The sequence below is a fragment of the Micromonospora cathayae genome, assembly GCF_028993575.1.
Taxonomy (GTDB): Bacteria; Actinomycetota; Actinomycetes; order Mycobacteriales; family Micromonosporaceae; genus Micromonospora; species Micromonospora cathayae.
Window position 1 is genome coordinate 6138970 of record NZ_CP118615.1, and the last position, 25598, is coordinate 6164567.

At 70.1% G+C, this 25598-nt stretch carries 18 protein-coding genes; 7 read left to right on the plus strand and 11 right to left on the minus strand.

Annotated features, from left to right (window positions below):
- Nucleotides 1–220 precede the first annotated feature (220 nt).
- From PVK37_RS27030 to PVK37_RS27040, 3 genes are all read left to right on the plus strand, one after another.
- Nucleotides 221–799, plus strand: a complete 579-nt coding sequence (locus tag PVK37_RS27030; protein ID WP_275030637.1) for a mycothiol-dependent nitroreductase Rv2466c family protein — start codon at nt 221–223, stop codon at nt 797–799.
- Between the two features lie 274 nt (nt 800–1073).
- On the plus strand, nt 1074–1505 hold the full coding sequence (locus tag PVK37_RS27035; RefSeq protein ID WP_275030638.1) for a RusA family crossover junction endodeoxyribonuclease: 432 nt from the start codon (nt 1074–1076) through the stop codon (nt 1503–1505).
- A gap of 47 nt (nt 1506–1552) precedes the next feature.
- On the plus strand, nt 1553–1828 hold the full coding sequence (locus tag PVK37_RS27040) for a hypothetical protein (RefSeq protein ID WP_275030639.1): 276 nt from the start codon (nt 1553–1555) through the stop codon (nt 1826–1828).
- Between the two features lie 27 nt (nt 1829–1855).
- Here PVK37_RS27040 and PVK37_RS27045 read toward each other — a convergent pair whose 3' ends face one another.
- The 3 genes from PVK37_RS27045 to PVK37_RS27055 form a co-directional block, all read right to left on the minus strand.
- The gene (locus tag PVK37_RS27045) at nt 1856–3703 is read right to left on the minus strand and encodes an AfsR/SARP family transcriptional regulator (protein ID WP_275030641.1); all 1848 of its coding nucleotides are present in this window, start codon (nt 3701–3703) and stop codon (nt 1856–1858) included.
- A gap of 548 nt (nt 3704–4251) precedes the next feature.
- A complete protein-coding gene (locus tag PVK37_RS27050) occupies nt 4252–4926 on the minus strand; it encodes an HAD family hydrolase (protein ID WP_275035240.1) in 675 nt (224 codons plus the stop codon).
- Between the two features lie 110 nt (nt 4927–5036).
- Nucleotides 5037–7754: an MGH1-like glycoside hydrolase domain-containing protein gene (locus PVK37_RS27055; protein ID WP_423790919.1), complete on the minus strand. Its 2718-nt coding sequence runs from the start codon at nt 7752–7754 to the stop codon at nt 5037–5039.
- A gap of 84 nt (nt 7755–7838) precedes the next feature.
- Here PVK37_RS27055 and PVK37_RS27060 point away from each other — a divergent pair, with 84 nt between their 5' ends.
- Together PVK37_RS27060 and PVK37_RS27065 are read left to right on the plus strand one after the other, a co-directional pair.
- Nucleotides 7839–9779, plus strand: coding sequence for an amylo-alpha-1,6-glucosidase (locus PVK37_RS27060; RefSeq protein ID WP_275030643.1), 1941 nt, complete (start codon nt 7839–7841; stop codon nt 9777–9779).
- 148 nt (nt 9780–9927) lie between these two features.
- A complete protein-coding gene (locus PVK37_RS27065) occupies nt 9928–11244 on the plus strand; it encodes a glycosyltransferase family 4 protein (protein ID WP_275030644.1) in 1317 nt (438 codons plus the stop codon).
- 712 nt (nt 11245–11956) lie between these two features.
- Here the strand turns inward: PVK37_RS27065 and PVK37_RS27070 are convergent.
- The 7 genes from PVK37_RS27070 to PVK37_RS27095 form a co-directional block, all read right to left on the minus strand.
- On the minus strand, nt 11957–12388 hold the full coding sequence (locus PVK37_RS27070; RefSeq protein ID WP_275030645.1) for a hypothetical protein: 432 nt from the start codon (nt 12386–12388) through the stop codon (nt 11957–11959).
- Nucleotides 12389–12457: 69 nt separating this feature from the next.
- The gene (locus tag PVK37_RS27075) at nt 12458–13219 is read right to left on the minus strand and encodes a polymorphic toxin-type HINT domain-containing protein (RefSeq protein ID WP_275030646.1); all 762 of its coding nucleotides are present in this window, start codon (nt 13217–13219) and stop codon (nt 12458–12460) included.
- 89 nt (nt 13220–13308) lie between these two features.
- The gene (locus tag PVK37_RS27080) at nt 13309–13731 is read right to left on the minus strand and encodes an Imm10 family immunity protein (RefSeq protein ID WP_275030647.1); all 423 of its coding nucleotides are present in this window, start codon (nt 13729–13731) and stop codon (nt 13309–13311) included.
- A 660-nt stretch (nt 13732–14391) separates the two neighbouring features.
- Nucleotides 14392–14880, minus strand: coding sequence for a hypothetical protein (locus tag PVK37_RS27085; RefSeq protein WP_275030648.1), 489 nt, complete (start codon nt 14878–14880; stop codon nt 14392–14394).
- A 6-nt stretch (nt 14881–14886) separates the two neighbouring features.
- Nucleotides 14887–15141 carry a hypothetical protein gene (locus tag PVK37_RS31940; protein WP_423791115.1) on the minus strand — a complete coding sequence of 85 codons (255 nt, stop codon included), beginning with the start codon at nt 15139–15141 and terminating at the stop codon, nt 14887–14889.
- A gap of 78 nt (nt 15142–15219) precedes the next feature.
- Nucleotides 15220–15621, minus strand: coding sequence for an SMI1/KNR4 family protein (locus tag PVK37_RS27090; RefSeq protein ID WP_275030649.1), 402 nt, complete (start codon nt 15619–15621; stop codon nt 15220–15222).
- Nucleotides 15622–22536, minus strand: coding sequence for an FG-GAP-like repeat-containing protein (locus PVK37_RS27095; RefSeq protein WP_275030650.1), 6915 nt, complete (start codon nt 22534–22536; stop codon nt 15622–15624).
- 315 nt (nt 22537–22851) lie between these two features.
- On the opposite strand from PVK37_RS27095, the gene PVK37_RS27100 reads away from it, so the two are divergent.
- The gene (locus tag PVK37_RS27100; protein ID WP_275030651.1) at nt 22852–23934 is read left to right on the plus strand and encodes a PQQ-dependent sugar dehydrogenase; all 1083 of its coding nucleotides are present in this window, start codon (nt 22852–22854) and stop codon (nt 23932–23934) included.
- 166 nt (nt 23935–24100) lie between these two features.
- Nucleotides 24101–24910 (plus strand): metal-dependent hydrolase, encoded by an 810-nt coding sequence (locus PVK37_RS27105; RefSeq protein ID WP_275030652.1) that lies wholly within the window; start codon nt 24101–24103, stop codon nt 24908–24910.
- 9 nt (nt 24911–24919) lie between these two features.
- Here PVK37_RS27105 and PVK37_RS27110 read toward each other — a convergent pair whose 3' ends face one another.
- Nucleotides 24920–25585 carry a M15 family metallopeptidase gene (locus PVK37_RS27110; RefSeq protein ID WP_275030654.1) on the minus strand — a complete coding sequence of 222 codons (666 nt, stop codon included), beginning with the start codon at nt 25583–25585 and terminating at the stop codon, nt 24920–24922.
- Nucleotides 25586–25598: the final 13 nt, after the last annotated feature.

A 25598-nucleotide genomic window follows, 5' to 3' on the forward strand; every position in this document is an offset into this window, starting at 1 on the left:
GGCGAACAACCGGGGAGGGGACCGCGCCCCGGCGCGCGGCGGAACGATGCGGGACGTCACCTGGTCGCGGATCAGGCGTGGTCCCGGGCGTTTCGTGGCCCCTCACTGCCCGTAACGTCCGACGGCGAAACCTGGCGCTGACCGGCCGGCCACGAACCGGACACCTGGGCACGGAATCCTCCCCGCTGCGAACCGGTCGGCAGGTGACTACGCTCGGTCGATGGATGTCACCTTCTTCTTCGATCCGGCCTGTCCGCACACCTGGCGCACCTCCCGCTGGCTGGTGACGGTCAGTCAGGCCAGGGGCCTGCGCGTCCAGTGGCGGGCGTTCAGTCTCGCCATCCTCAACGAGGGGCGGGTCGCGCCGGAGTTCGCCGACATGCTGGCCGCCTCCACCCGGGCGCTCCGGCTGGTCGAGGCGTTGCGCGCCGACGGCCGGGGGGACGACGCCGGCCGCTTCTACACCGAACTGGGTGTCCGCACCCACGACGCCGGCGACCCGCTGTCCGACAAGGCGGTCGACGCGGCCGTCGAGGCGACCGGCCTCGGCGACGCCGCGCCGGCCCTGGACGACGACCGCTGGGACGAGGCGGTACGCGGGTCGCACGCGCTGGCGTACGCCTCCGCCGGCCCGGACATCGGCTCCCCGGTGCTGATGGTCCCGGACGCCGAACGCGGCGTGCACGGGCCGATCGTCACCGAGGTGCCGGACCGCGACGACGCCCTGCTGCTCTGGGACTCCCTGCTGCCGCTGGTCCGGATGTCGACCTTCCACGAGGTCAAACGCGGCCGGCGCTGACCGCGCGGCGCACCGGTACGGCCGGCCGCCCGTACCGACGGAGGGCGTCACCATCGTCCGATGGTGGCGCTTTCCCACCTCATGGGGGAGCCGGGCGGCTACCGAGCGCAGCGGTTCTGCACTAGCGTTTCTTCCCACCGCCGCCGGGGTGTCGCCGTCGTCGTCGACCCGTCTCCGGCCGGTCCACCGTTGCGCCCGATCGGTGGGTTGTCGTGGGAACGCCTCACTTCCACGCGTCCGGTTGGGCAGCATCGACCCACGAGGAGGTGCCGTCGTGCAGGAGACCCGCGCTCTCGCCCTGACGTTCGAGGTGAGCGGCCTGCCCCCGGTCAAGACCGAAGCCCTGTCGATCTTCGCCGCCGGTCACCGGCAGGCCACCCGGGTACGCGCCCTGCTCCAGGCGGCGCTGGTCGCGGCGCAGCGTACCGGCTGGACCCCGCTGACCGGGCCGGTGGAGATCGACCTGACGCTGCGCTGTCCGCCCGGGCACCGCACCTCGGACGCCAGCACCCTGCTCGGCGGGATCTGCGCCGTCCTCGCGGACAAGAAGCGGGTCTCCACCATCGGCCTCGCCCACCTCGGCGTGCTCGTGGACGTGGCCCTCTACACCGACGACCGGCAGATCCGCCGCCTGTCGTACCTGGAGGAGCCAGCCGAGGAGTTCTCCTACCAGGTGCGGGTCGCGGAGGTGTCGACCGCGGTTTGACCGACGCCCGCGGTGGGGTACCGCGGACGCCGACGAAGGGAGCGCCGATGTCGGAACCACACGTCACCCTCGACCCGAGGGGACTGGACCCGGTACAGCAGAAACTACGCGGCCCGCTGGAGGACCAGCTCACCTCGGCGTTGCGGGCCGCCACCGACCGGGTCCGCGCCGACTACTCGGGCGAGCCGGTCGAGCAGGTCTGCCAGCGGCTGCTGGACGAGACCCGCTCGGGTCTGCATCCCGACATCGCCGCCGGTTTCACCCCCGACATGGACGAGTTCTGCCGGGTCGCCGTGGCCATCGTCCGCGGCGACGCCGGCTGACCCCGCGACCGCGGCGGGCCGTCGGCGTCAGCCCGCCCCCGGGTACGCCACCAGGGTCGCCTCGGCGCGCCGTCGCGGCCACCGCTGGCCGGGTGTGGCGGCCAGCTCGGCGGCGTAGTCGCGGACCAGGGGCGGCAGCACGTACCCGTCCGCCCCGGCCCGGCCGGCGAGGTGCCCGTCGACCAGTTCCTCCAGCGCCCGGCGGGCCGTGGCCGGCGCGACACCGAGCCGAGTCGCCGCCCGTTCCGGCGCCACCGGGCCGTCCGGCGTGCCGCCCAGCAGCACGAACAGCCGGGCGGCGACCTCGTCGGCGGCCCGCAGCGCGGCGTAGGAGTCGGCCAGCCGCTCCCGTACCGACAGGCCGTCGTAGGTCAGCCAGTCCAGCCGGTACCGGTCGTCGCGGAGCTGCTCGACCAGCGCGCCCACCGCGAGGCCGGGCCGGGCCGCCAGCCGCGACCCGACGATCCGTACCGCCAGCGGTGATCCGGCGCAGATCCCCAGCAGTTCGGCGGTCGCGGCCCGGTCCCGGGCCAGCCGGCCGTCGCCGACCAGCGCGGCGAGCAGGGCCAGCGACTCCTCCGGGCGCAGGCCCGGCACGGTCACCCGGGTAACGCCGTCCAGGCTGGGCAGGTGCCGTTGGGCGACCACCAGCAGGGCCGGGCCGGGGCCGGCGGGCAGCAGCGGGCGCACCTGCGCGGCGTGGGTGACCCCGTCGACGACCAGCAGGACCCGACGGTCGGCGAACAGGGAGCGCAGCCGCCCGGCCTGCTCGTCCACCTCCCTCGGCACCTCGGTCGACGGGACCCCGAGCGCCCGCAGCACCCGCCCGAGCACCTCGTCGGCACCGGCGGTCGGGTGGTATGCCAGGTCGACGAAGACCTGTCCGTCCGGGAAGTCGGCGGCCACCGTGTGCGCCGCGCGTACCGCCAGGGCCGATTTGCCGCAGCCGGTGGCCCCGGAGACGACCACGGCGGCGGGCGGCCCGCCGGTCACCGCGGCGGTCACGGCGGCCAGCTGCGGGGTGCGCGCGACGAAGGTGACCAGGTCGGCGGGGAGTTCCCGGGGCACCGACCGGCCCGCGCCGCCCGCTGGCCACCGACCGCCCGCCGGGACGGCCGGGCCGGGTGCCGGTACCGTCAGGCCGGGCGTCCGGTCCAGGATCTCCCGGTGCAGCGCCACCAGTTCGTCGCCCGGTTCGATGCCGAGCTGCTCGTCGAGGGCCGACCGGGCGTGCTGGTAGGCGGCCAGCGCCGCCGGGACGTCCCCGCACCGGTACAGCGCGAGCATCAGCTGGGACCAGCCGCGTTCCCGCAGCGGATGCGCGGACAGGTGCTGGCGCAGCCCGTCGAGCAGGTCACCGGACTCACCGAGGTCCAGTCGGGCCTGGGTCAGCTCCTCGAACACCTGCAACCGTTGCTCCTCCAGGCTCGCCCACCGGCCGTGGAGGATCGTCCCGGTGGGCAACCCGGACCCGGCCGGCCCCCGCCAGCAGGCGAGCGCCCCGGTGAGCGCCGGAACGGCGGCCGAGGCGTCACCCGCCGCCAGCAGGGCCCGCCCCTCCCCGGCGAGTCGCTGGAACTCGGTCACGTCCAGTTCGGGTGGCGCGATCCGCAGCTCGTAGGCGTGCAGATGGGCGACGATCCGGTCACCGACGGCGGCCCGGAGGGCGAACACGTGCGACCGCAGGTTCGCCACCGCCGAGGTGGGCGGCTGGGCGCCCCACACCATCCGGGCCAACCGGTCCAGCGGGACCGGTCGGTTGGCCTCCAGTGCCAGGCCCGCCAGCACCGCCCGCCGCTTGGCCGCTCCCACCGTGACCGGTTGGCCGTCGACGCTCAGCTCCACGGTGCCCAGCAGCTTGATCTGAAGTTGCACGTCACCGCTCCCCCGTTGAACCCCTGAGCGTGCACCTCAGGTTAGGCGGGTCGACAGAACGGAACAAGCGACCGGACAATATATGCATGTGACCAACATCTATCTGATTGGACGGCACGTCGAGGTAACGTATCCGCCCGGACGAACGCTGTCGACGACCCCGACCGGGCAATGGGAATGGTGGGCCGCTCGCTTTCCCACCTGGACGGGAGGCCGGTCAGGACCGGGTCCGCAACTCCCCGGTCCTGACCTCCAGCCGTCCGGCGTGGCAGCGGTTCTCACCGCCCGGACCCGCGAGCGTGGCACGTCGCCCGGTACCGGGTCCGCAGGTGGCGAGCCGGCCCGCATGCACTCAGCTCCACGGTGCTCCACCACCGGACTTTCGGTCGCGTCTGACGGTTCACCCCGACGAATCGTCAACGCCGGCCAAGGCTAAGCGCGTGTCGACCCGGCGGACAAGGCATTCCGCCATTCCGGAAAGGTGAGCAATCTCAACGCTGTTCCACGGCATGTCGGTGTAACACCGTGAACGCCGTCGACGCTGTTTCTCAGAAGTGGTGCAGCAGGTCCGGGAAGGCGCTGATCCGCAGCACCTGCGGATCGGTCGGGTCCAGTTCCTCGTGCTCCAGCACCCAGGTGTTGTCGTTCGGGATGAACACGGCGTTCATGCCGGCGGCCCGGGCCGGGAGGATGTCCGACTTCGGGGAGTTGCCGATCATCCAGGCCACCTCCGGGTCGAAGGCGTGCTCCCGGGCCAACCACCGGTAGGTGTCGGCGTTCTTCTCCATCACGATGTGCGCGGCCCGGAAGTGGTGCAGCAGCCCACAGGCGTCCAGCTTACGCTGCTGCTCCTCGCGGTCCCCCTTGGTGAGCAGCAGCAACCGGTGCCGGGTGGCCAGCAGGTCGAGGGTGTCGGCGACGCCGGGCATCAGCTCGACCCGGTGCTCGACCAGCGCCACCGCCAGGTCGTCGATCTCCCGGCGTTCCCGGGCGGTCGCCGGGCGTTCCCGCAGCTTCTCCAGGCACTCGCCGAGGCTACGCAGGAAGACCCGGCTGCCGTAGCCGTGCACCGCCGCGTTGGCCCGCTCGATGTCGTCGAGGATGGCCCGGATCTCGGCCCGGTCCAGGGTGGGATGGTCCAGCCAGCCCAGGAAGTCGTCGATCACCCGCTCGAACAGGACGTTGTTCTCCCAGAGCGTGTCGTCGGCGTCGAAGACCAGCACCCTGCCGTGCTGCCGTTGCCCCTGATCCACCGTGCCTGGCTCCTTCCTTGACGCGGACCGGCACACCGTACTGGGCGGGGGCGACGACGGCCCACTCCTTATCGGCGGGGTCAGCGGCGCAGGGTGAGGATCAGGTCGGCCACCAGCGCGGTCCAGCCGGTCTGGTGCCACGCGCCGAGCCCGGCCCCGTTGTCGCCGTGGAAGTACTCCGGGAACGCGATCAGGTCCCGCCAGTCCGGGTGGGTCTGGAAGAGCTGGCAGGCCCCGTAGATCGGCCGGCGACCCCAGCCGTCCCGGGTGAACAGGGCGATCAGCCGGGCGGAGAGGTCGTCGGCGATCCCGTCCAGGGTGCGCTTCACCCCGGACCGGGTCGGGTACTCCACCTGGAGGTCGTCACCGAAGAACGCCGCGTAGTCGCGCAGCGCGCTGATCAGCAGGAAGTTCGTCGGCATCCAGATCGGACCGCGCCAGTTGGAGTTGCCGCCGAACAGCCCGCTGGTCGACTCGGCCGGCTCGTAGCCGACGCTGAACTCCTGCCCGCCGAGGGTCACCGAGAACGGCCGGTCCAGGTGCGCGCGGGACAGCGTGCGCAGGCCGTACTCGGAGAGGAACTCGTCGGTGTCGAGCATCCGGGCCAGCAGCCGGACCACCTGCTCCGGGCCGACCATGGACAGCAGCCGCTGGTTGCGGCCGTCCGGGCCGATCCGGCGGGTGCCGACCACCCCGGCGTACTCGGGGCGGTGGGTGAGGAACCAGCGCAGCCGGGCGTTCAGCTCGGGCAGCCGGTGCAGGGTCCGCGCGGTGAGCCGGGTGGTCGCCGCCAGGGGCAGCAGCCCGACCACCGAGCGGACCTTCAGCGGCACCTTCGTGCCGTCGGCCAGCCGCAGCACGTCGTAGAAGAACGCGTCCTCGGTGTCCCACAGGCCCTGGTCGTACGCGGCGGCGGCGATGTACGCGAAGTGCTCGAAGAACTTGGTGGCGACGTCCACGTACGCCCGGTCCCGTTCGGCCAGCACGACCGCCATGTCCAGCAGGTTCAGCGCGTACATCGCCATCCAGCCGGTGCCGTCGGACTGCTCCAGCACCCCGGCCACCGGCAGCGCCGCCGACCGGTCGAACGGGCCGACGTTGTCCAGCCCGAGGAAGCCGCCCTCGAAGACGTTGTTGCCGCCGGTGTCCTTGCGGTTCACCCACCAGGTGAAGTTGAGCAGCAGCTTGTGCATCACCCGGGCGAGGAACTCGTGGTCCCGGCTGCCGTCGATCTCGAACACCTTCAGCGCCGCCCAGGCGTGCACCGGCGGGTTGACGTCCCCGAACGCCCACTCGTACGCCGGGATCTGCCCGTTGGGGTGCAGGTACCACTCGCGCAGCAGCAGCAGGATCTGCTCCTTGGCGAACCCGGGGTCGACCCGGGCGATGGTGACACAGTGGAACGCCAGGTCCCAGGCGGCGTACCAGGGGTACTCCCACGGGTCCGGCATGGAGATCACGTCGAAGCTGTTCATGTGCCACCAGGCGCTGTTGCGCCCGTGCCGCCGACCGGCCGGCGGGGGCGTCGACCCGGGGTCGCCGTCCAGCCAGCGCTGCACGTCGAAGTGGTAGAACTGCTTGCCCCACATCAGGCCGGCGATGGCCTGCCGGGCCACCAGCGCCTCGTCGTCGCTGGCGGCGGCCGGGATCACGTCGGCGAAGTAGCGGTCCGCCTCGTACCGGCGGGCCCGCAGCACCCCTTCCCAGCCGGCGGTCAGGTCGAGCGCGGGGGCGGGGGTGCCGCCGGGCGGCGGGGCGGTGCGGGTCAGCCGCAGCCGGATCTCGTACTCCCCGCCGGCCGGCACCTCGAGGACGTAGTGCAGGGCCCCCTTGGTGCCGACCCGGTCCGGGTTGACGGTGTCCGCCCCGGCCACCACGTGGTCGTTGATGCCGTCCTTCGGGTACGCCGACCGGCCGGGCAGCCCCCACAGCCGTTCGGCGTTGGTCTCGTTGTCGCAGAGCAGCGGGGTGGGGGTGCCGTCGCCCTCGAGGACGAGCTGGCCGAGCACCCGGTGCTCGCCGACCAGCCGGGTCGAACCGGCCTGCCGGCCGGAGCCGGACGGCCGGGCCGAGCCGTCCGGTCGGGTCTCCTCGCCGACCAGGGTCGGTACCCGGTCGCTGCCGGGCAGCCCCCACGACCAGGTGTTGCGGAACCACAGGGTGGGCAGCACGTGCAGGGTGGCCGGCTGGTCACCCCGGTTGGCGACGGTGATCCGCACACACAGGTCGGTCGGGGACGCCTTGGCGTAGTCGACGGTCACCGCCCAGTACCGGTCGTCGTCGAAGATCCCGGTGTCGACCAGCTCGTACTCGGTGTCGTCCCGACCGCGCAGCGCGTTCACGGCGACCAGTTCGTCGTACGGGAAGGCGGCCTGCGGGTAGTGGTAGCGCCAGGTCATCCAGGAGTGGGTGGGGGTGGAGTCCAGGTACCACCAGTAGTCCTTGGCGTCCTCGCCGTGGTTGCCGCCGTCGCCGCCGAGGCCGAACATCCGTTCCTTGAGGATCGGGTCGCGGCCGTTCCACAGCGCCAGCGCGAAGCAGAACGTCTGTCGGTCGTCGCACACGCCCGCCATGCCGTCCTCGCTCCACCGGTAGGCTCGGGACCGCGCGTGGTCGTGGGGGAAGTAGTCCCAGGCCGTGCCGTGTTCGCTGTAGTCCTCCCGTACCGTCCCCCACGCCCGTTCGGACAGATAGGGACCCCATGCACGCCAGTCCTGCTCCCCCGAGTCGGCTTGGGCGAGACGGATCCGCTCGGCGTCGGGAGCCGGCGCGATGGGAGGCGACACGTCAGTGATCACTCGCACATCTTTCACGCCGCGCGGTCACTTGACCACTGCGGCCACCGTCGTCGTGGCGTGTTGCACGTCGCTGCTGGAGGAGAGTTGATCGAGATCGGTTTCGGTCCGCAGGTCTGTGGCGAGCTCAGCGGCGGGGCGACCCGCGAGTGGCTGGTCCCCGACGGCCTGGGCGGGTACGCCATGGGCACCGTCAGCGGGCTGCGCACGCGCCGCTACCACGGGTTGCTGGTGGTGGCCGGCGAGACCCCGGCGACCCGCCGGGTGGGGCTGGCCAGCCTGGACCCGGCGGTGCTGTTGCCGTCCGGGGCCCAGGTCCGGCTCGGTGCCCACCAGTGGGCCTCCGGGGACCTCGACCCGCGCGGGTACGAGCTGCTGGAGCACTTCGCCATCATCGACGGTCTGCCGCGCTGGCGGTGGCGGATCGGCGACACCGTCATCGAGCGGGAACTGGCGATGCTGCCCGGCCGGTCCTGCGTGGCGGTGCTGCACCGGCTGGTCTCCGGTGGGCCGGTGACGCTGGAGCTGGCGGCGGTCTGCACCTGGCGGGACGCGCACGGGGAGCGGCGCGCGGACGGGCCGACGCCCCGGCTGGAGCCGGTCGACGGCGGGGCGGTGGTCGAGGGCGCGTTCCGGCTGGCCGGCCCGGACTGGACGCCCGAGGGGCAGTGGTGGCTGGGCGTGCACCACCGGGAGGAGGCGGCCCGTGGCCTGGCCGCCGAGGAGGACCTCTGGTACGCGGGACGCTTCACCGGCCGGCTGGAGCACCCCGGCGACACGGTGTCGGTGCGGGCCTGGGCCGGGCAGCTCGACCAGGAGCCGCCCCCGGCGACCGAGGTGGTGGCGACCGCCCGGCGGCGCAACCGGCAGGTGGTGGCCGCCGCGAAGCCGGCCGACCCGGTCGAGGCGACGCTGGCGCTGGCCGCCGACGCGTTCGTGGTACGCACCGCCGCCGGCCCGGACGTGGTGGCCGGGTACCCGTGGTTCGGCGCGTGGTCGCGGGACACGATGATCTCGTACGAGGGGTTGTTCCTCTGCACCAACCGCGCCGAGGAGGGGCGGGAGCTGCTGCGGTCGTACGCGGCGACGCTGTCGGAGGGGATGCTGGCGAACACCGCCGACACCGGCCGGGTGGAGTACAACACCGTCGACGGCACGCTGTGGTTCCTGCACGCGGTGAACCGGCACGTCACCGTCACCGGGGACACCGACCTCGGTGACGAGCTGGTGCCGGCGCTGCGCGCGGTGGTCGACGCGCACCTGGCCGGTACCCGGTACGGCATCGCGGTCGACCCGGCCGACGGGCTGCTCACCCAGGGTGGCACCCCGGGTGCCGCGCTGACCTGGATGGACGCCCGGGTGTACGGGGTGCCGGTGACGCCGCGTACCGGCAAGCCGGTGGAGGTCAACGCGCTGTGGGTCAACGGGTTGGCCGGGCTCGCCGAGCTGACCGAGCTGGCCGGTGGGGACGCCGCCGAGCTGTGGCGGCTGCACGGCCGGGCGGTCGGGTCGTTCCGGGAGCGTTTCCCGGCCCCGACGGGCTGGCTGTACGACGTGGTGGACGGGCCGGCCCCGGCGTACCCGCTGGGTGGCGCGCCGCACCACGACGACGACCTGCTCCGGCCGAACCAGCTGCTGGCCTGGTCGCTGCCGTACGCGCCGCTGGAGCCGGACGAGGCGACGCTGCGCCGGGTGGCCGCCGGGCTGCTCACCCCGCTCGGGCCGCGCAGCCTCTCCCCGGACTCCCCCGGTTTCGCCGGGCGGCACCGGGGCGGGCCGGCCGAGCGGGACAGCGGCTACCACCAGGGCACGGTGTGGCCGTGGCTGCTCGGCCCGTACGTGGACGCCTGCCGGCGGGGCAAGATTTCAGTTGATGAGCTGTTCAGGGGCATTGAAGCTCATTTGACCGAGTATGGCCTAGGGTCGGTCAGTGAGACGGCCGACGGCCTGCCGCCACACACGGCGACCGGATGCCCGTTCCAGGCGTGGTCCGTCGCCGAGCTACTCCGCTGCCGCCGGATCCGATAGGCCCGCTTTACACAGCCGCAACGGTGATGTCTCCGCCGGTTATCCCGGCGACGGCAGGATGGGCCCCGACCAGGGCGCGGCGGCGGGTATCCGGGGCAACGGGTGCCGGCCGCCGCGCGCAGGGGGACAACTCAAAGGGGGCCGCCGCATGTCACCGAACGCGGACGTGATCGACATCCACCCCGCCCGGAGCCAGCGGGTGCTGATGCTCTCGTGGGAGTACCCACCGGTGCTGGTGGGTGGGCTGGGCCGGCACGTACACGCCCTCTCCGTCGCCCTGGTCCGGGCCGGCCACCAGGTCACCGTGGTCACCCGGCACGCCGAGGGCGCGCCCCTGGAGGAGTACGCCGACGGGGTCCGGATCCTGCGCGCCCCCGAGGACCCGGTGGCCTTCCCCCTGGCCACCCCGGCCCTGCTCGCCTGGACGATGGCGTTCAACCACACGCTGACCCGGACCGCGCTGCGCGCCGCCGAGTCCGGCGAGTACGACGTGGTGCACGCCCACGACTGGCTGGTCGCGCACACCGCCGTCACCATCAGCGAGCACCTCGACCTGCCCCTGGTCACCACGATCCACGCCACCGAGGCCGGCCGGCACCAGGGCTGGCTGCCGGAGGAGATGAACCGCACCATCCACGGCGTCGAACACTGGCTGAGCAACGCCTCGACCCGGGTGATCACCTGCTCCGGGTACATGCGCGACCAGGTCGCCACCCTGTTCGACGTCTCCGCCGGCCGGGTCGACGTGGTCCCCAACGGGGTGGACGGCCGGGCCTGGCAGGCCCGCCCCCGTGCGGTCGCCGCCGCCCGCAACCGGTACGCCGCCGACGGCCCGCTGGTCGGCTTCGCCGGCCGGCTGGTCTACGAGAAGGGCGTCCAGCACCTCGTCCGGGCCGTGCCGTACCTGCGCCGCCGGCACCCCGACCTGCGGGTGGTGATCGCCGGCGACGGCCCGTACCGGCACGAGTTGCAGGACGAGATCCGCCGGCTCGACCTGGCCGACACCGTCCGGTTCACCGGTTTCCTCACCGAGTCGCAGCTCCCGGCGGTGCTCGGGGCGACCGACGCCACCGTCGTGCCCAGCCTGTACGAGCCGTTCGGCATGGTCGCCCTGGAGGCGGCGGCGGCCGGCGCTCCCCTCGCGGTCGCCGCCACCGGCGGCCTCGCCGAGATCGTCGAACCGGGCGTGACCGGGGTGACCTTCCCGCACAGCGACCCGGACGCCCTGGCGCACGCCGTCGACCGGCTCGTCGGCGACGAGGTGTTCGCCCGCCGGGTCGCCCGCCGGGCCCGCACGATGGTGGGCGAACGGTACGCCTGGGCCACCATCGCCGCGTCCACTGCCGCCAGCTACGCCACCGCCGGCCGCGACCACGTGCCGCACCGGGTACGCCGGGCCGCCGCGCCGACGACCGTCGTCCGCCAGAAGATCGCCATCCCGGACGGCAACCTGCTCGCCGTGTAGTGGCCCTCAACCCCTGCACGGGCGAGGTGAAGGCATGGCGGCCCCTTACCGCTTGGAAAGCCGGCGGTTGACCGCCCCGCCTTGCTCCCTGCTTGAGGGTCTGCTCAGCGAGTTGAGGCCCCAGTGGCGGGCACGGGACCGTGACCGGCCCGTCTTGCGGACACGCCGTCGCGGATCGGAGCAGGAGCCAAGCACCAGTTCGGGTTCGTTGATCGACTGCTCGCCACCCTGGTCCGTTGATGTCACGGGCTGACCCATGACGTCGTCGCCTGGTTCGGGGTTCATCGCTCGACGATCAGCCCGCTCTTGGCCGGCAACGGCTGCCGGGTGAACGACGGAGTCCGGCGCTGTACTCTCCCTATCGTCGAGCGTCATCGCCGCGCAGCCCGCAAACGGCACTCCCAGCGCATCCGCGAGGAGCATGCTTTCGGATACCTCGGGAACTGACGGACCCTCGGCCGCCACCACGGTTGAAGCGAGTCCTTGGGAACCACCGTCCGCCCGATCACCAGGCTCCTGTCCGATCACCAGCGGGCTGACCGCATCGAGCACAACACCCCGCGAAGCTGAGCCCTCCCCCGCCCGCCACACCTGTTCGACGAGCCGACGCTGCTCCAGCTATGCACGGGGCCGCAGGTAGCCACCTGTCACTCGTCGGCACCAAAGCCGGAACGACGCAGGTATATGCTCCCTGACCGCTGGGCTAAGCCTCTCAAGCGAGTTCACTCTTCTCGGCTACGGCCTGACGCAGCAGACCAAGCACCTCATCACGAAAATGGGGTGCCCCGTCAGGAGTGACGATGGTGAGTACCGAACAACCATCACCTAAGAGCAACGCATCGAACGGAGAGAATCCGTATTGAGGTTCTCGCCGGTACGGCTCCTCCTGCATGACGGTCTTGATCAGGCCCTTTTCGCAAGGCTCATAGTAGATGGCTAGCGGGCCCCGCCCTGTCCGATCGGTGAAGTATCCATGTTCATCCCATGCATCACGGAGCGCCGAGTCGCGCGCTACCATCACATCCCCCCGCGACTCCGGCAGCGCGCCAGCACCGGCTCGCCACCGGGAAAACTCGTGCTGCCGCTCGCCATCGTTGATCGACACCAGCATCGCTGGCCAACGCCTTTTCAGGGCGTCAAGCATCCGACCGACCACGGGTGCCAGGTCTGCTAGCCCTACGACGACAACCGTGTCCTCGCCGGTAATCATCTCTCATTCCCACTTACTGGTAAACCCGGAGAATCTGACCCGGGATCTCGGTACTTGAATTCCGCCGCGAATCTCGAAGACGTGCTGACCTCTTCCTCCACGTAGCCGCGTCAGAGAAGACTTCGGCACCAGAAACTCCATCACATACACAGTCTTTTCGGAGGTCAGACCGAGCTGACTCTTGAAGGCACCCCTTCCGGCAAGCTTGATGTCCGCCGGGCTCATATTGGTAAAGAAAGGACCCGCCCCGTTTTTGGAATCGCCGCTCTTAATGTGGTATGGGTTACCGGCCCTGATCCCGTTGTATCCCTTCTTGTGGGTGTAGTGGAACATCGTGACGAGGTCATCGTCGTCGCCGCAGTTGTGCACCAAGAGCGGGACGTCCTCGGCTAGCACATAGTACGTGTGGAGGTTGGCGACGGTGAGGTCGTGCATGGTGGCGACGCCGACGAAGTTGCGGACCTTGGCGATCGACACCACCTCGCCGGTCGCGGTCCTGAGCACCTCGGTCGGACGCAGCTCGCTGGCGTCGACCCACTCCTGACGGCTGTCGCTCCAGAACGGATGGTTCTGGGTGGTCTCGAGGGTGACGAACTCACCGTCCTCGGTCCGAACGGCCAGATCGGTCAGTTCGACGTCCTGGTTGACGTGCAGGTCGGTGACCGGCTCGACCCGGGATCGACCGGTCTCCGGGTCCTGCGCGACAACCTGGTCGCCCTCGGCAACCTCGTCGATGCGTCGACTGCTGCCGTCGGCCAGGAGCACCCCGGTCTCCAGCGCGAAGCTATGCTCGTAAGACTGGCCGCCCGAGATCTCGTCCTTGACGGTTTCCTTGATCTCCTCGCGGTGTAGGTTCAGCCGCGTTCGACATCAAGCCCTACCAGCTCTGGCCGCTTCTCATGTGCCCCCCACTCCAAGATCTCTCGAAGTTTCTCGGACAAGGTCACACGCTCGACTCCAGATTCCGTCAGCGCCACCTGGATGGGAGTAGCGACTCCAAGCGCATCCGCATCCTCGTCCACCAACTCGAGCGTCAGCCGCGACGCAGTGAGTTCCACTCTCCGCAGGCAACCATAGACAGTGAGGCCCCGTTCAGTTGAAACGCTGTACGAGTCCATCCCGGACCGGACTTCCTGATCGTCGGGCTCGTAGGTGGATCTCTGGACGGACAACGACCGATGAACGCCAGCATCATCGACGCCCGCTACTCCTACTTCTAGGACCTCTTCACCTTCGTAGTCCTCAAAGAATCCGATCTCAGTAGCAGCCAGTATCATTCTTGACGCCTCCTACCCGCCACCCAGGTTCCAGCGCCCTTGACTCCGGGCAGAGAGAATCTATCTGCGCGTGGTCACCAGGTCACGTCGGTTCAACGAACAGGAGAAGCAGAAGACCCACCACGGCCCGTGGTCGACATGCCGGGCCACGCCACGCCGTCGGTGCGGGTACGCCGGTGAGCGAGGGCGGAAGTCGTCGCCCCACCGCCCACCGATCGACACGGCACGCATCGCCGTTGATCACCCAAAGTGACATACATTGACGGTACTCGTTGAGCGATTGGTGATGTTTGTCGTGAGAGTCCGTTCGGTGATCGTGGCAGCGGTGACGATGGGCCCGGAGAGCGCTTGGGATGTGGTGCTGTCAGGCGTGCCGCACGACGGTGCGATCGAAACCTAGGCTCGGCCGGCAGACGAGTACAAAGACGGCGGCTCCCGTTGAGTTGACCGACATGTCTCAGCCGATCGGAGCCCGGGAGCGACAGGGCCTGCAACGGAATCGCGTAGCCGTTGTTCACTCTCCGCCACTAGACCGAGACCTCGCGACCGATGGCCTTTGCGTACTGTCTGGCCCAGCGCTTTGCAGAGCTCGCGATATCCACCTCTTGCCCCCCGGGCAAAAAAAGCGTACCGAACCTTAGCTTTTCCTGGATCTCCGCTTCAAGCTCGATCGAAACCCATATCGCGGGCAAGGATCAGTGCCTGGACAAGTCGTGCGGGATAGTTGGCTGCGGGAAGCCAGGTAGTCAAATCCCCCCGTCGCACGTCAGACTCTGACGCGAGCAACTGTGCAAGATCGAGACGGTCCACGACAAACCTTCGGGCAGCACCAATGCCACCACGCAAGAATTTCTCAATAGATCCCGCCGAGCCGCCCGCCCGTGGCCAATCAACCGCATCATCCACTAAAGGATCGATCGCGACCGACAGACCGCCAAAGCTGGACAATGCCGGACCGAGCTTTAGGTCGCCAACGAAAGCATGCCAGCCAAGCCAACCGTCGGGTCGCCGCTCCAGCATTGCCACCAGCGCAAGCTCACCCGAAGACCAGGCAGCACGGCCCTTACGATCCACCACCGCAGACTCTGGGATTACACCAAGATCCATGGCGATCTTGAAAACTTCACGTACCGAAATCTGCTTAACCATGCACACTTACCATTTCATCCATCGGAACGGACTCTTTGGCACCGCCGTAAGCCGGAAGGCAACATTCCCGCCACTGCCGATCTTGTAGGTCCACAACTCGCCGTAGCCTACACCCATCTGGTTCATGTAGCGCCTCAGTTGACGGGTGCCCGCGCGAATTCCACTTCTAGAATCCGGCTTCAGTTCAACAGGGAATCCGTTGTCGGTGAACCCATCAGGCACGTCACCACTGGCCAGCGGCCGTCCACGCCGATAGCCCAGCGCATAGCCTCATGCACTGCATCGAGCCGCCCTCGCCACGTCCAGCCGATCGAGTGACCACGCCACTGCGGCCACTGTCTACAGCTGCAACAACTGAGCCAGCGCGCCAAAGCTGGGCGCAACCTCGCGCCATCCGTCCAGCCCGAGGTAGATGACGCGAGGATTGTCTGGATTAGAGCGGTAGTCTAGCGCTATAGGCATGTCCGCACCCAGGTCTCCAATTACGACACACCAACCCGGATCAATATCCGATTGATTTCCGCCAACTAGGGCGGCGTAATCATCGGAATCCATTGCACGGAACAATTCATTCTGACGCACCATCGTCGCAAAGTCGTAGAAATGAGGATCATCGGGATCATCCATAAACACCTCCCGCAGCACTTGCTCTGCAGGCGGGAGCCAACTACCTCGCTCTACGATCTCGACAAGTTCGGGCGGGACCGCGAAACCGCCGATCGACAGATTTAGAGTAGCCATCTAACCAACCACCTTAAGTCCAGTGGCGCGCCTGATCGAATCCATGATCCGACCTCGCCAGACTTCCGGCGCCGCGCGCTGCCCGAAGTTTCGCACATTCACGCTAGCCGAGTTCCACCGCATATTGATGACTCCATCGCCACCCCTGATGGCGACGAATCCGATTGCATTACGCGACCCACCAAAGACCTCTCTGTTGATTTGCCCGTGGCCACCGGCGCGGCTGACTAGAGCACCATCGCCACCACTCTGCCGCGCATGGAACGTGTCCGTTGCTGGATCACAAAGCCCGCTAAATCCATTGTGGCCGTTCTCCTCGAATGCTGCAGCGTTATGGGCTCTCCCCTGGTCGCTGCTAGCAATTCGCGTATCGCAGTTGTGAACAAGAACCGGGGTGGTGCCGGCGAGCACATAGTACGTGTGGAGGTTGGTGACGGTGAGGTCGTGCATGGTGGCGACGCCGACGAAGTTGTGGACCTTGGCGACCGACACCACCTCGCCGGTCGCGGTCCTGAGCGCGAACCCGCCGCCCAGAGAACTCGTACCTCCCGGGCCACCGCCTCCGCCGCTACCGCCATGCTCGATGCGGCGCAGGCCGTCCGGGTCGGAGAACCGGACCGGGTTGTTGCCGGCGTACGCGTAGGCGTTCAGGCTCTGCGGGTCACCCGGGTCGACGAGCGGGTCCACGGAGAGGAACCGGCCGGTCGACGGGTCGTACTCGCGGGCCCCCAGGTGCGTATAGCCGGTCGGGTCGACGGTGCCGCCGACGAAACCCTTGTCGTCGGGCCACGGACCCGTACTGGTGGCCCGGTTCTCGCCGAACGGGGTGAGACGTCGGCGGGAGACACTCAGGTCACCGGAGTCGATGGCGAGCTGGGTGGTGCCGTGGTGGTTGGCGGCCATCCAGGTCAGACCGTCGGTGGTGGTCCGCACCGCGTTCGGGTAGTAACGGGTCGCGGTGACCTGGCCGGTGGTGTGACTGAGCCGGTACTCGCTCTCCCCCAGGTAGAGGATCTTCTCGGTGCCGGGGTTGTCGACGATGAGCCGCCCGCCGTCGGCGGCGTACAGGTAGGTGTGCACGGTGCTGCCGTTGGCGAGCTGCGCGAGCAGCCCCTCGGCGTCGTAGGTGAACGTCTGGCCGGGCGCCCCGGTGTGGGTGCGGGTCTGCTGGTAGCCGCCGTTGTCGTAGGTGAAGGTGCTGGTGGGTCCGCCACCGCTGGTGGTGATGCCGGTGACGGCGTGCGGGCGGGCCGAACCGGCCGCCGGGTAGCTGTAGGTGCGGGTGGTGTCGCCCCCGGCGGCGTGCCGCGTCTCGGTGGCCCGGTTACCGACCGCGTCGAAGGTGTACGAATGCCAGTACGGGTCGGCCCCGCCGACGACGGCCTGGCTGGGCGTGGCCTGGCAGGTACCGGCGGTGGTGGTCCACGCCTCGGTCAGCCGTTGCAGGTGGTCGTACCCGAAACACTGGTTCGCCACCACGGTCGCGCCGCTGGTCTCGGCGATGCCGGTGATGTTGCCGTCCGGGTCGTACGTGTACTGCTCGGTGAGCCGCTCGTCCCAGGTGCCGGGGGTGGTCTGGTTCTCGGTGTGCACCTCGGACCTGGTGAGCCGGCCGGTGGCGTCCTCGATGGTGGTGGTGATCCGGGCGCGCTTGGTGCCGGCCCCGATGGTCTGCTGCCTGAGCGCGCCGTGCCAGGAGTACTCGGCGCTGGCCAGGTAGGTGACCAGGCCGGTCACCCCGGACAGGTAGCCCTGGTTGGTGTAACTGGTGGTGACCGTCTCGGCGGCCAGGCCACCCTTGGCCGGCAGCGTGCTGCTGGCCGGGGTGCCGTCCGGGTGGTAGGTGTAGCCGGTGGTGTAGGTGCCGGCGAGCAGGCCCTGGCTGGTCGGGATGGTGTCGGTGACGCCGGTCGGCTGGTACCGGTCGGTGTAGCCGTTCACCTGCCGGACGTAGTCGCCGGTGGCGTGGTGCCGGGTCGCCGAGGTGGGCAGGCCGGCGGCCAGGGTGTCGTACAGCCAGGAGGCGCGCAGCGCGCCGGAGGCGTTGTCGTCGCGGAGCGCGGTCAGCCGGCCCAGCTCGTCGTACGTGCGGTGCAGCACCTCACCCCGGCCGTCGGTGGAGGTGACCACCTGGTCGTTGGCGTCGTACGTGTAGCCGCGCTGGCCGGCGTCGGGGTCGGTGGCGCTGGTGAGCCGGTCCAGCCGGTCGTAGGTGTGGGTCCAGGTGTTGCCGGCGTCGGTGACGGTGGTCAGCCGGTCCAGCCGGTCGTACCCGTAGCTGGTCTCGGTGTACGTGCCGGTCGGGCCGCTGCCCTGGTAGCGCCGCAGCGCGACGGTACGGCCGTTGGCGTCCTCGATCGTGGTGGTGGGGATGCCGCCGGCCGGGGGGTCGACGTTGACCCGGTCGCCGTCGTACGTGACCGCGGTGTGCCACTTCTCCCCGTTCAGCGACCACAGGGCGTCGCGGACCAGGTCCTCGGTGCCGTCGTAGACGTACCGCCGCTGGGCGGCCACGTCGGCGTCGGCGAAGGTGACCAGGGTGCCGGTCGGGCCGCTGGCGTTGTTGTAGAACGCCGACTCCTTGACGACCAGCCCCCGTGAGTCGTAGCGGACGTCGGCGATCACCCGTTTGCCGTCCGGTGCGGTGGCCTGGGTCTGCCGCAGCCGCAGGTGCCCGTCGTAGATCTCGAACGAGCTGATCTGGTTGCCGTTCGGTCCGATTGCCTTGGTCTGCACGTAGTTGGCGACGGTGTGGCTGTCGGTGCCGTAGACGTACTCGATGTCGGGGGTGCCGCTGGTGGGCGTACCCGGCTGCCACGACTTCAACGCCCGGCCGAGCGGGTCGTAGCTGCTGGTGGTGACCTTGCCGTTGGCGTCGGTGACGGTGACCGGGAGCCCGCGCAGGTTCAGGCTGGCCGTGGTGGTCTGCGACTTCGGGTTGGTCTCGCTGACGCTGGTGACGCGGCCACCCGCCGCCGGGGTGTACGCGAGCGTCGTGGTCTGGTCCAGGGCGTCGCTCTCGGTGAGCATGCGGCCCAGGGCGTCGTACGTGGCGGTGGAGCGCTTCAGGTAGCTGGGCGTGCTGCCGCTCGCGCCGGACATCTCGTCCGACCGGGTGGGCAGGCCCCGGCTCCCGATGGAGCCGAGGGTGGTGCTGCCGTCGTAGTAGATCCGGCTGCCGGAGAGGATGTCGGCCGGGCCGGGCGTGGCGGCGCAGTTGGTGGTGGTCGTCTCGGACGGGAAGTCGATCAGCCAGGCCGTGGGGTTCCGGGCGTACTCGATGGTGGTGCAGGTGTCGTCGGTGGTGACGGCGACGTCACCGAGGTCCTCGGTCCGGGTGAGGCTGCCGTACGTGGTCTCGTAGGTGTTGACGGCCCGGGTGGTCCGCCAGCTCGACGACGCGGCCAGCCAGGTCAGGTCCCGGGTGGTGGCCGATCCGGTGTAGTAGGCGTACGTGTTGGACGGTTGGGCGACGTCGGTGGTCGACTGCCGGTGCGCGGTCTGGTGCTGCCACGGCGTGGTGATCGACTTGTGGACCGGGATGCCGTCCGCGCCGTCGTACTCGATCTCCTCGTGCAGCATGCCCGCCAGGTGGGAGTGGTCCTCGGTGACCTCACCCAGCGAGTTTGTGATCTTGGCGTCGCGGAGGCCCTCACCGGCGTCGGTGCGGTCCTCGTCCATGCCCCGGAAGTACAGCGACCGGGTCTGGGACCGGGTCTGCCCGGCGACGCCGGTGGTGACGGTGACCGTGGGCCAGCCCCGGAAGTCCGACCAGGACCGCTTCTCCAGGGGGGTGGACCAGGTCGCCGCGCCGTCGTTGTGGTGCCACAACACGGTGGAGGACGACCCGCTGGTGGCGTAGGCGTAGCTCTCCTCGACGTCCGGGCTGCCGCCGACAAGATCCTTCTCGACGACCTTGGTCACCCGGTACTTGTTCCACCAGGACCAGCCCGGCGCGGGGGCCAGCGGCGGGTAGTAGTACTGCGGGAAGCACCGCTTGGGGTTCGCGGACGGAGCGGCCTGGGAGGAGACCGTGCAGTCGGAGCCCTCGTAGGTGACGGTGGTCTCGCCACCGTGCTCGTCGCTGACCCGGGTGATCCGGTAGCGGTTCACCAGCGGGACCCCGGTGGAGACGTTGTGGTCGGTCCGGTTGGCGTACCGGGTGCCGCCGAACTCGATGCGGGGCAGGGCCTTGCTGCCGCCGTCCTTTCCGGTCCGGACGATGTTCGCCAGCCAGAGGGCCGGGCTGACCGAGGTTTCACCGGTGGCCGGGAACTGGTGGGTGAGCACCCATTCGTCGATCGGGGTGTGGCTGCTGCCGTTCCACACCTGGGTGGTCACCTTGGCCAGCCTCTTCGTCGTGAAGAAGGACGGGCTGACGTTGCCGGCACAGGAGGTCGCGGTCGTGGCGCAGTGCAGGTCCCAGGGGGTGTCGGGCCAGTTCGCGGCGACCGGCGTCGACCCGGACCAGCACGAGGCCAGGCACCGGTCGGCGGGGTCGAACACCACCCGGGCCGCGGGCGTGCCGGTGATCTCCTGGCCGACGCGGAGGCCGTACTCGATCTGGGTGACGTAGCCGCCGCGTTCGTAGATCGCGGTGCTGCTGGCGTTGTTGGCCAGACCGGTGCGGGCCTGTTCCCTGGTGTACCAGTACGTCATGGCGTTCTGGTGCGGGTCGACGACGTGGTCGAGGTTCCAGCGCCAGGCCTGGACACAGCGGGAGGCGGTGAATCCGCTGCTGCGGTAGCAGGGCTCCCCGAAGCTGTTGCCGAAGACCGGCACGGTCCAGACCGAGTTGGTCTCCCGGTTGGTGGCGGCCCAGCCGGGCAGCCGGTCCCGGCCGAAGTAGTACTGCACGCCGTCGGGCGTGGTCAACCGCCAGTGCTCGCCGTTGTCGTCGCCGTTGTCGTGCCGCAGGGCGGTCGTGACGTCGGCCGAGGTGCCGTTCTTCCAGCCCCCGGTGCCGTTACCGGTCAGCAGGTAGAGGTCCTTGCTGCTGCCGTGCCGCCACAGCACGTCGGCCTTGCCGTCGCCGTCGTGGTCACCGCCGGAGAAGACCACGTCGGCGGGGGATGGCCCGGTGGCGATCTGGGTGCCGGCCCCCGACACCCAGCCGCTGGCACCGTTACCGGCGTACAGCCTCAGGTTCTTGGTGGTGGCGTCCCGGGTGATGACGTCGACGTGGCCGTCACCGTTGAAGTCACCCGGCGAGAGCAACTGGTCCTGGCTGTTGAAGCCGGTACCCACCTGGATGCTGCCGCTGGCCCAGCCGCCCGTGCCGTTGCCCTGCAACATGAACAGCACTCCGTCGGAGGCGCGACGCCACAGCACGTCGGCCTTACCGTCGCCGCTGAAGTCGCCCGGACCGAAGATGGCGTTGGCGGCGGCGATCGCCCCGATCTGCTCGGCGCTACCGGTGATCCACCCACCCGCGCCGTTACCGCGCAGCAGCCAGATGGTGCCGTCGGAACCGCGCCGGAACATGACGTCGGCGTTGCCGTCGCCGGTGAAGTCACCGGGCGACCAGACCAGGTCGGCGCTGGACATCGAGGCGATCCGGGTGGCCTGTCCGCCGTTGAGGAAGCCACCGGCGCCGTCGCCCCGGACGAGGTAGAGGTTGCCGTTGGACGCGTACCGGAGCAGGACGTCGCTGTGCCCGTCACCGTCGAAGTCCCCCGGCGAGAGGGCGTTGAGGACGTCGTTCCAGTCGGCGCCGTCCCGGAGAAGTTCGATGCGGCTGCCGTCGTCGTCGGCGAGCCGCCAGGTGGCGGTCGGCGTGTCACGTACCAGTTCGGTCGAACGACCGGCGAAGAAGAGAGTGGCGTTCTCCTGCCGCCAGCACAGGTCCCCCGTCGCGTTGGTGTGGGTCGGGACGGGAAGCTGGTCATCCTTGCACGACCGGTAGGACCGTTCGATGTAGCCGGGCTCGTGCCCCCAGCCCTCGCCGAGCCAGGAGGTCTGTCCGCTCTCCGCGTTGGTCCGGCCGTCCACCGCGCCGGACGAGTAACCGAAGGAGACCTCAGGTTCCAGTTCGCTGGGGGCCGGCGGCAGGTCCAGCGGGTACGAGTAGCTGAAGTCACCCGACGACTGTCCCGCCTGCCAGGCGGACGACTCGGTCAGAGATGTCTTCGCGAACGAGCCGGTCTCGGTGTCGGTGCCCGCCGACAGGGCGAGCATGGCATCGGCCACCGCCTCGTTGCCGCCCTCGTTCCGGGAGCTGAAACCGCCGGCTTCCAGTGGTGCGAGGTCGACGCTCGCCGACACGACACCGGACGCCACGTCGTTGGTCGACGGCAGAACGGCCTCGACGCCGCACGCGGCGGTGGCGGCCGCCTCGCCGCCCAGGCAGGGCTTCATCCGCACCAACCTGAGCCGCGCGGCCCAGTCCGCTCCGTAGGCCGCCCGGAAGCCCGAGTACTCGAGCTCGACGCGGACCCGGCTGCGGTCCAGACCGTCGTCCAGCCGGTCGAGTCGCAGGAGGACCGGAACCCCGGCTTCCCCGGCCTCGCTCTCACCGGCGACGCCGACCTCGAGCTGCTCGGGCGCCGGCAACGAGGAGGACGGGTCGGCGGTCAACCGAATCGGCAGGGTGCCCACCCGGGTCCGCTCCGCGTCGCCTCCGGGGGACGGGGTCTGGTCGACCGGCACGACAGCGGTTGCCTCCGTCGGCAGGGACGTCTGCTGCGTCGACCAGTGCTGGGTGTCGGAGGGGGACACTGCCCGCTGCTGCGGGGCCAGCCGGGTGACCGGCACCGTGCGGTCCTTCGCCGCCCCGGGCGAGGACGGTCGGGCCGCGGCCGGCAGCCCGGCTGGCAGCAGGGTCACCGTCAGCAGGAGCACCCAGAAGAGACACAGCCGCCGGATCGTCCCCGTCAGGGACGCGAACACCGACGACGCGCCTGAACCATCGACCACCTGAGGCCTCCCACCACGCGACACGTGATCGCGAACGTTAGAGATCAAGAGAACCCAAGGTCAATGATCGGTCACAGGTTGCTACCACAGAAGCCGCGAACGGCGTGGATGGCGGCGGCCCCACCACGGCCCGTGGTCGACACGCCGGGCTGCGCCACGCCGTCGGAGCCGGACACGCCAGCCGCCAGGGGCGGGAGCCGCCGAACCGGAGTGATCGCCACCGACACGGTACGCATCGATGTTGATCACCCAACGTGATATACATTGACGGAATTCGCTGAGTGATTGGTGGTGTTTGTCGTGAGAGTCCGTTCGGTGATCGTGACAGCGGTGACGGTGGGCCTGGTGGCCGCCGGCGGGGCGGTGCCCACCCCGGCCCAGGCGACGCAGGAAGCGCCGCAGCCACCTCCGGGCCCCGTGGCCCTCGGCGACTTCGACTTCACCCGGCCGCAGGTCGCGGCGAGCAACCTGACCGTGCCGTGGGGGATGGACTTCCTGCCCGACGGCTCCGCCCTGGTGGCGCTGCGCAACTCCGGCCAGGTGATCCAGGTACGCCCCGGCCAGGCGCCCACCACCGTCGCCCAGATCGCCGGGGTGAACGCCACCGGCGAGGGCGGGCTGCTCGGCCTGGCCGTCTCCCCCACGTACGCGCAGGACAGCTACGTCTACGTCTACCTGACCACCGCGACCGACAACCGGATCGTCCGGTTCCGGCTCAGCGCACCGCAGACCCAGACGCCGATCCTGACCGGGCTGGCCCGGTCCAGCATCCACAACGGCGGCCGGATCGCCTTCGGGCCGGACGGCATGCTCTACGCCGGGGTCGGCGACGCCGGACAGACGTCCACCTCGCAGAACCTCGCCAGCCGCAACGGCAAGATCCTGCGCATGCGGCCGGACGGCACCGTGCCGACCGGCAACCCGTTCGCCAACTCCCTGGTCTACAGCCTCGGCCACCGCAACGTGCAGGGGCTGACCTGGGACGCGCAGGGCCGGCTGCTGGCCAGCGAGTTCGGCCAGAACACCTGGGACGAGGTCAACGTGATCGTGGCCGGCGGCAACTACGGCTGGCCGACCGTCGAGGGCCGGGCCAACGACCCCCGGTTCCGGGACCCGCTGGTGGTCTGGTCGACGTCGCAGGCGTCCCCGAGCGGCGCGGCGGTCGCCGGTAACCGGCTCTACGTGGCCGCGCTGCGCGGCACCCGGCTGTGGAACGTACCGCTGACCACCTCCGGCGGCGCGGGCACCCCGGTGGCCGAGCTGGTCGGCACGTACGGGCGGCTGCGCACGGTGGAGTACGGCCCGGACGGCTGGCTCTGGGTGACCACCAGCAACCGGGACGGGCGCGGCAGCCCCGCCGCCACCGACGACCGCATCCTGCGGTTCCCGCCGCGCTGACCCGGCCCCAGCAGGGCCACCAGGAGGGGCGACCCGCCCGCGCAGGGACCACCTGGGACGGGCGGGCCGCCCGTGGTCTCCACACCGGACGACGTGAACCCGACAGACGGAATGTCACAGGCGTGCCGTAACTTGTCGATCACGATCTCCGGGGAGGATGACCGACATGATGGGACCGTCGCACGCGCTGTCCGGCGCGGCGGTGTGGCTGAGCGGATCGTTGGCGCTGCAACACTTCGCCGACTACGAACAGTCCCCCCTGGCGATCGCGGTCGGCACGGCGGTCTGCGCGGGCGGCGCGCTCTTCCCGGACCTGGACCTCTCCGGCAAGGTGACCCGCAACCAGGGCGGGGCAACCGTCGCCCGGACGTTCGGCGTCTTCTCGCTCTTCGTCGCCGAGGTGATCGAGAAGGTGTCGCTCGGCGTCTACTACGCCACCAAACTCAGCAGGGACCCGAAGCGCAACAACGGCCACCGGACGCTGACCCACACCATCCCGTTCACCGTGCTGGTCGGTTGGGGCACCACCGCGCTGTGCACCGCGTACGGCAAGTGGGCCGTGGTGGGCATCCTGTTCTTCATGATCGGCCTGGCGCTGCGCGGCCTGTTCGACCGGTGGGCCGAGCGGGCCGGCTGGGTGATCGTCACGCTCACCTCGGCCGCCGCCGCCTGGTACACGTTCGCCAACCTGCCCGGCGACCGGGGTTACCCGATGATCGGCCTGGCGATGGGGGTGGGCTGCTTCGTGCACATCATCGGCGACATGATCACCAAGGCCGGGGTGCCGATCCTCTGGCCCATCCCGATCAAACGACGGATGTGGACACCGATCGGCCTGCCCAACAGCATCGCGTTGCGCGCCGGCGGCAAGACCGAGGTGGTGGTGGTCCGCTCGGTGCTCACCGTGGTCTCCGTGCTGGCCGCGCTCGGCCTGCTCGCCCCCTCGGTGCTGCAACGCTTCAACATCGACGGCTGACCGGCCGGCTCACCCGGCCGTGCTGAAGTGCTGGTAGTCCGGGTTGGACCACACCCCGCCCCACGACCAGCCGACCGCCGCGAACGCCCGGACCAGCACCCCGTCCGGCACCGCCATGCCCGGCCGCTGGTCGCCACGGTCGACGTACCCGGCCCCGGCGGGCGGGAGCACCCGCCCGGCGAACAGGTACGGATTCTCCACCGGGTTGACGTCGATGGCCCGCCCGTACGCGTGGGTGGACCAGCTCGCCGCCCCTTCGGTGACCGCCCGGCGGCAGTTGAACCCGGAGGTGTTGTCGGCGGCCATCGAGGCGGCGTCGTCCCCGCCGTAGGCGTCCACCGTCCGCATCGACCGGATCGGGAACCGCTGCCGGTACAGGTCGGCGAAGACCGTCACCACCTCGGCGGCGACCTGCTCGTGCACGACCAGGCTGCCGGTGTGGACCTGGCCGGCGAAGTCGACGTGGTCCAGTCGCAGCAGCCGTAGCCGCTCCGGGCCGACCGGGCAGCCCGGCCGCCAGCTCGCGCCCAGGTCCGCCGTGCTGACCGACCGCACCTCGCTGCGGAACGGCGGCGGCGTGGGCGGTGCGGGCGGTACGGGCGGCGACGGCCGGGGGCAGGCCGCCAGCACCAGCGTGCACGCCAGTGCCAGCGAGACCCGCCCCCGGTTGGTCACCTGTCGAGCCGTC

What these genes read in the sequence shown, in the direction of transcription:
- PVK37_RS27065 (WP_275030644.1), top strand. Translation starts at nt 9,928, where the DNA reads ATGTCACCGAACGCGGACGTGATCGACATCCACCCCGCCCGGAGCCAG.
- PVK37_RS27080 (WP_275030647.1), bottom strand. Translation starts at nt 13,731, where the DNA reads ATGATACTGGCTGCTACTGAGATCGGATTCTTTGAGGACTACGAAGGT.
- PVK37_RS27090 (WP_275030649.1), bottom strand. Translation starts at nt 15,621, where the DNA reads ATGGCTACTCTAAATCTGTCGATCGGCGGTTTCGCGGTCCCGCCCGAA.
- PVK37_RS27070 (WP_275030645.1), bottom strand. Translation starts at nt 12,388, where the DNA reads ATGCTTGACGCCCTGAAAAGGCGTTGGCCAGCGATGCTGGTGTCGATC.
- PVK37_RS27040 (WP_275030639.1), top strand. Translation starts at nt 1,553, where the DNA reads ATGTCGGAACCACACGTCACCCTCGACCCGAGGGGACTGGACCCGGTA.
- PVK37_RS27085 (WP_275030648.1), bottom strand. Translation starts at nt 14,880, where the DNA reads ATGGTTAAGCAGATTTCGGTACGTGAAGTTTTCAAGATCGCCATGGAT.
- PVK37_RS27105 (WP_275030652.1), top strand. Translation starts at nt 24,101, where the DNA reads ATGATGGGACCGTCGCACGCGCTGTCCGGCGCGGCGGTGTGGCTGAGC.
- PVK37_RS27030 (WP_275030637.1), top strand. Translation starts at nt 221, where the DNA reads ATGGATGTCACCTTCTTCTTCGATCCGGCCTGTCCGCACACCTGGCGC.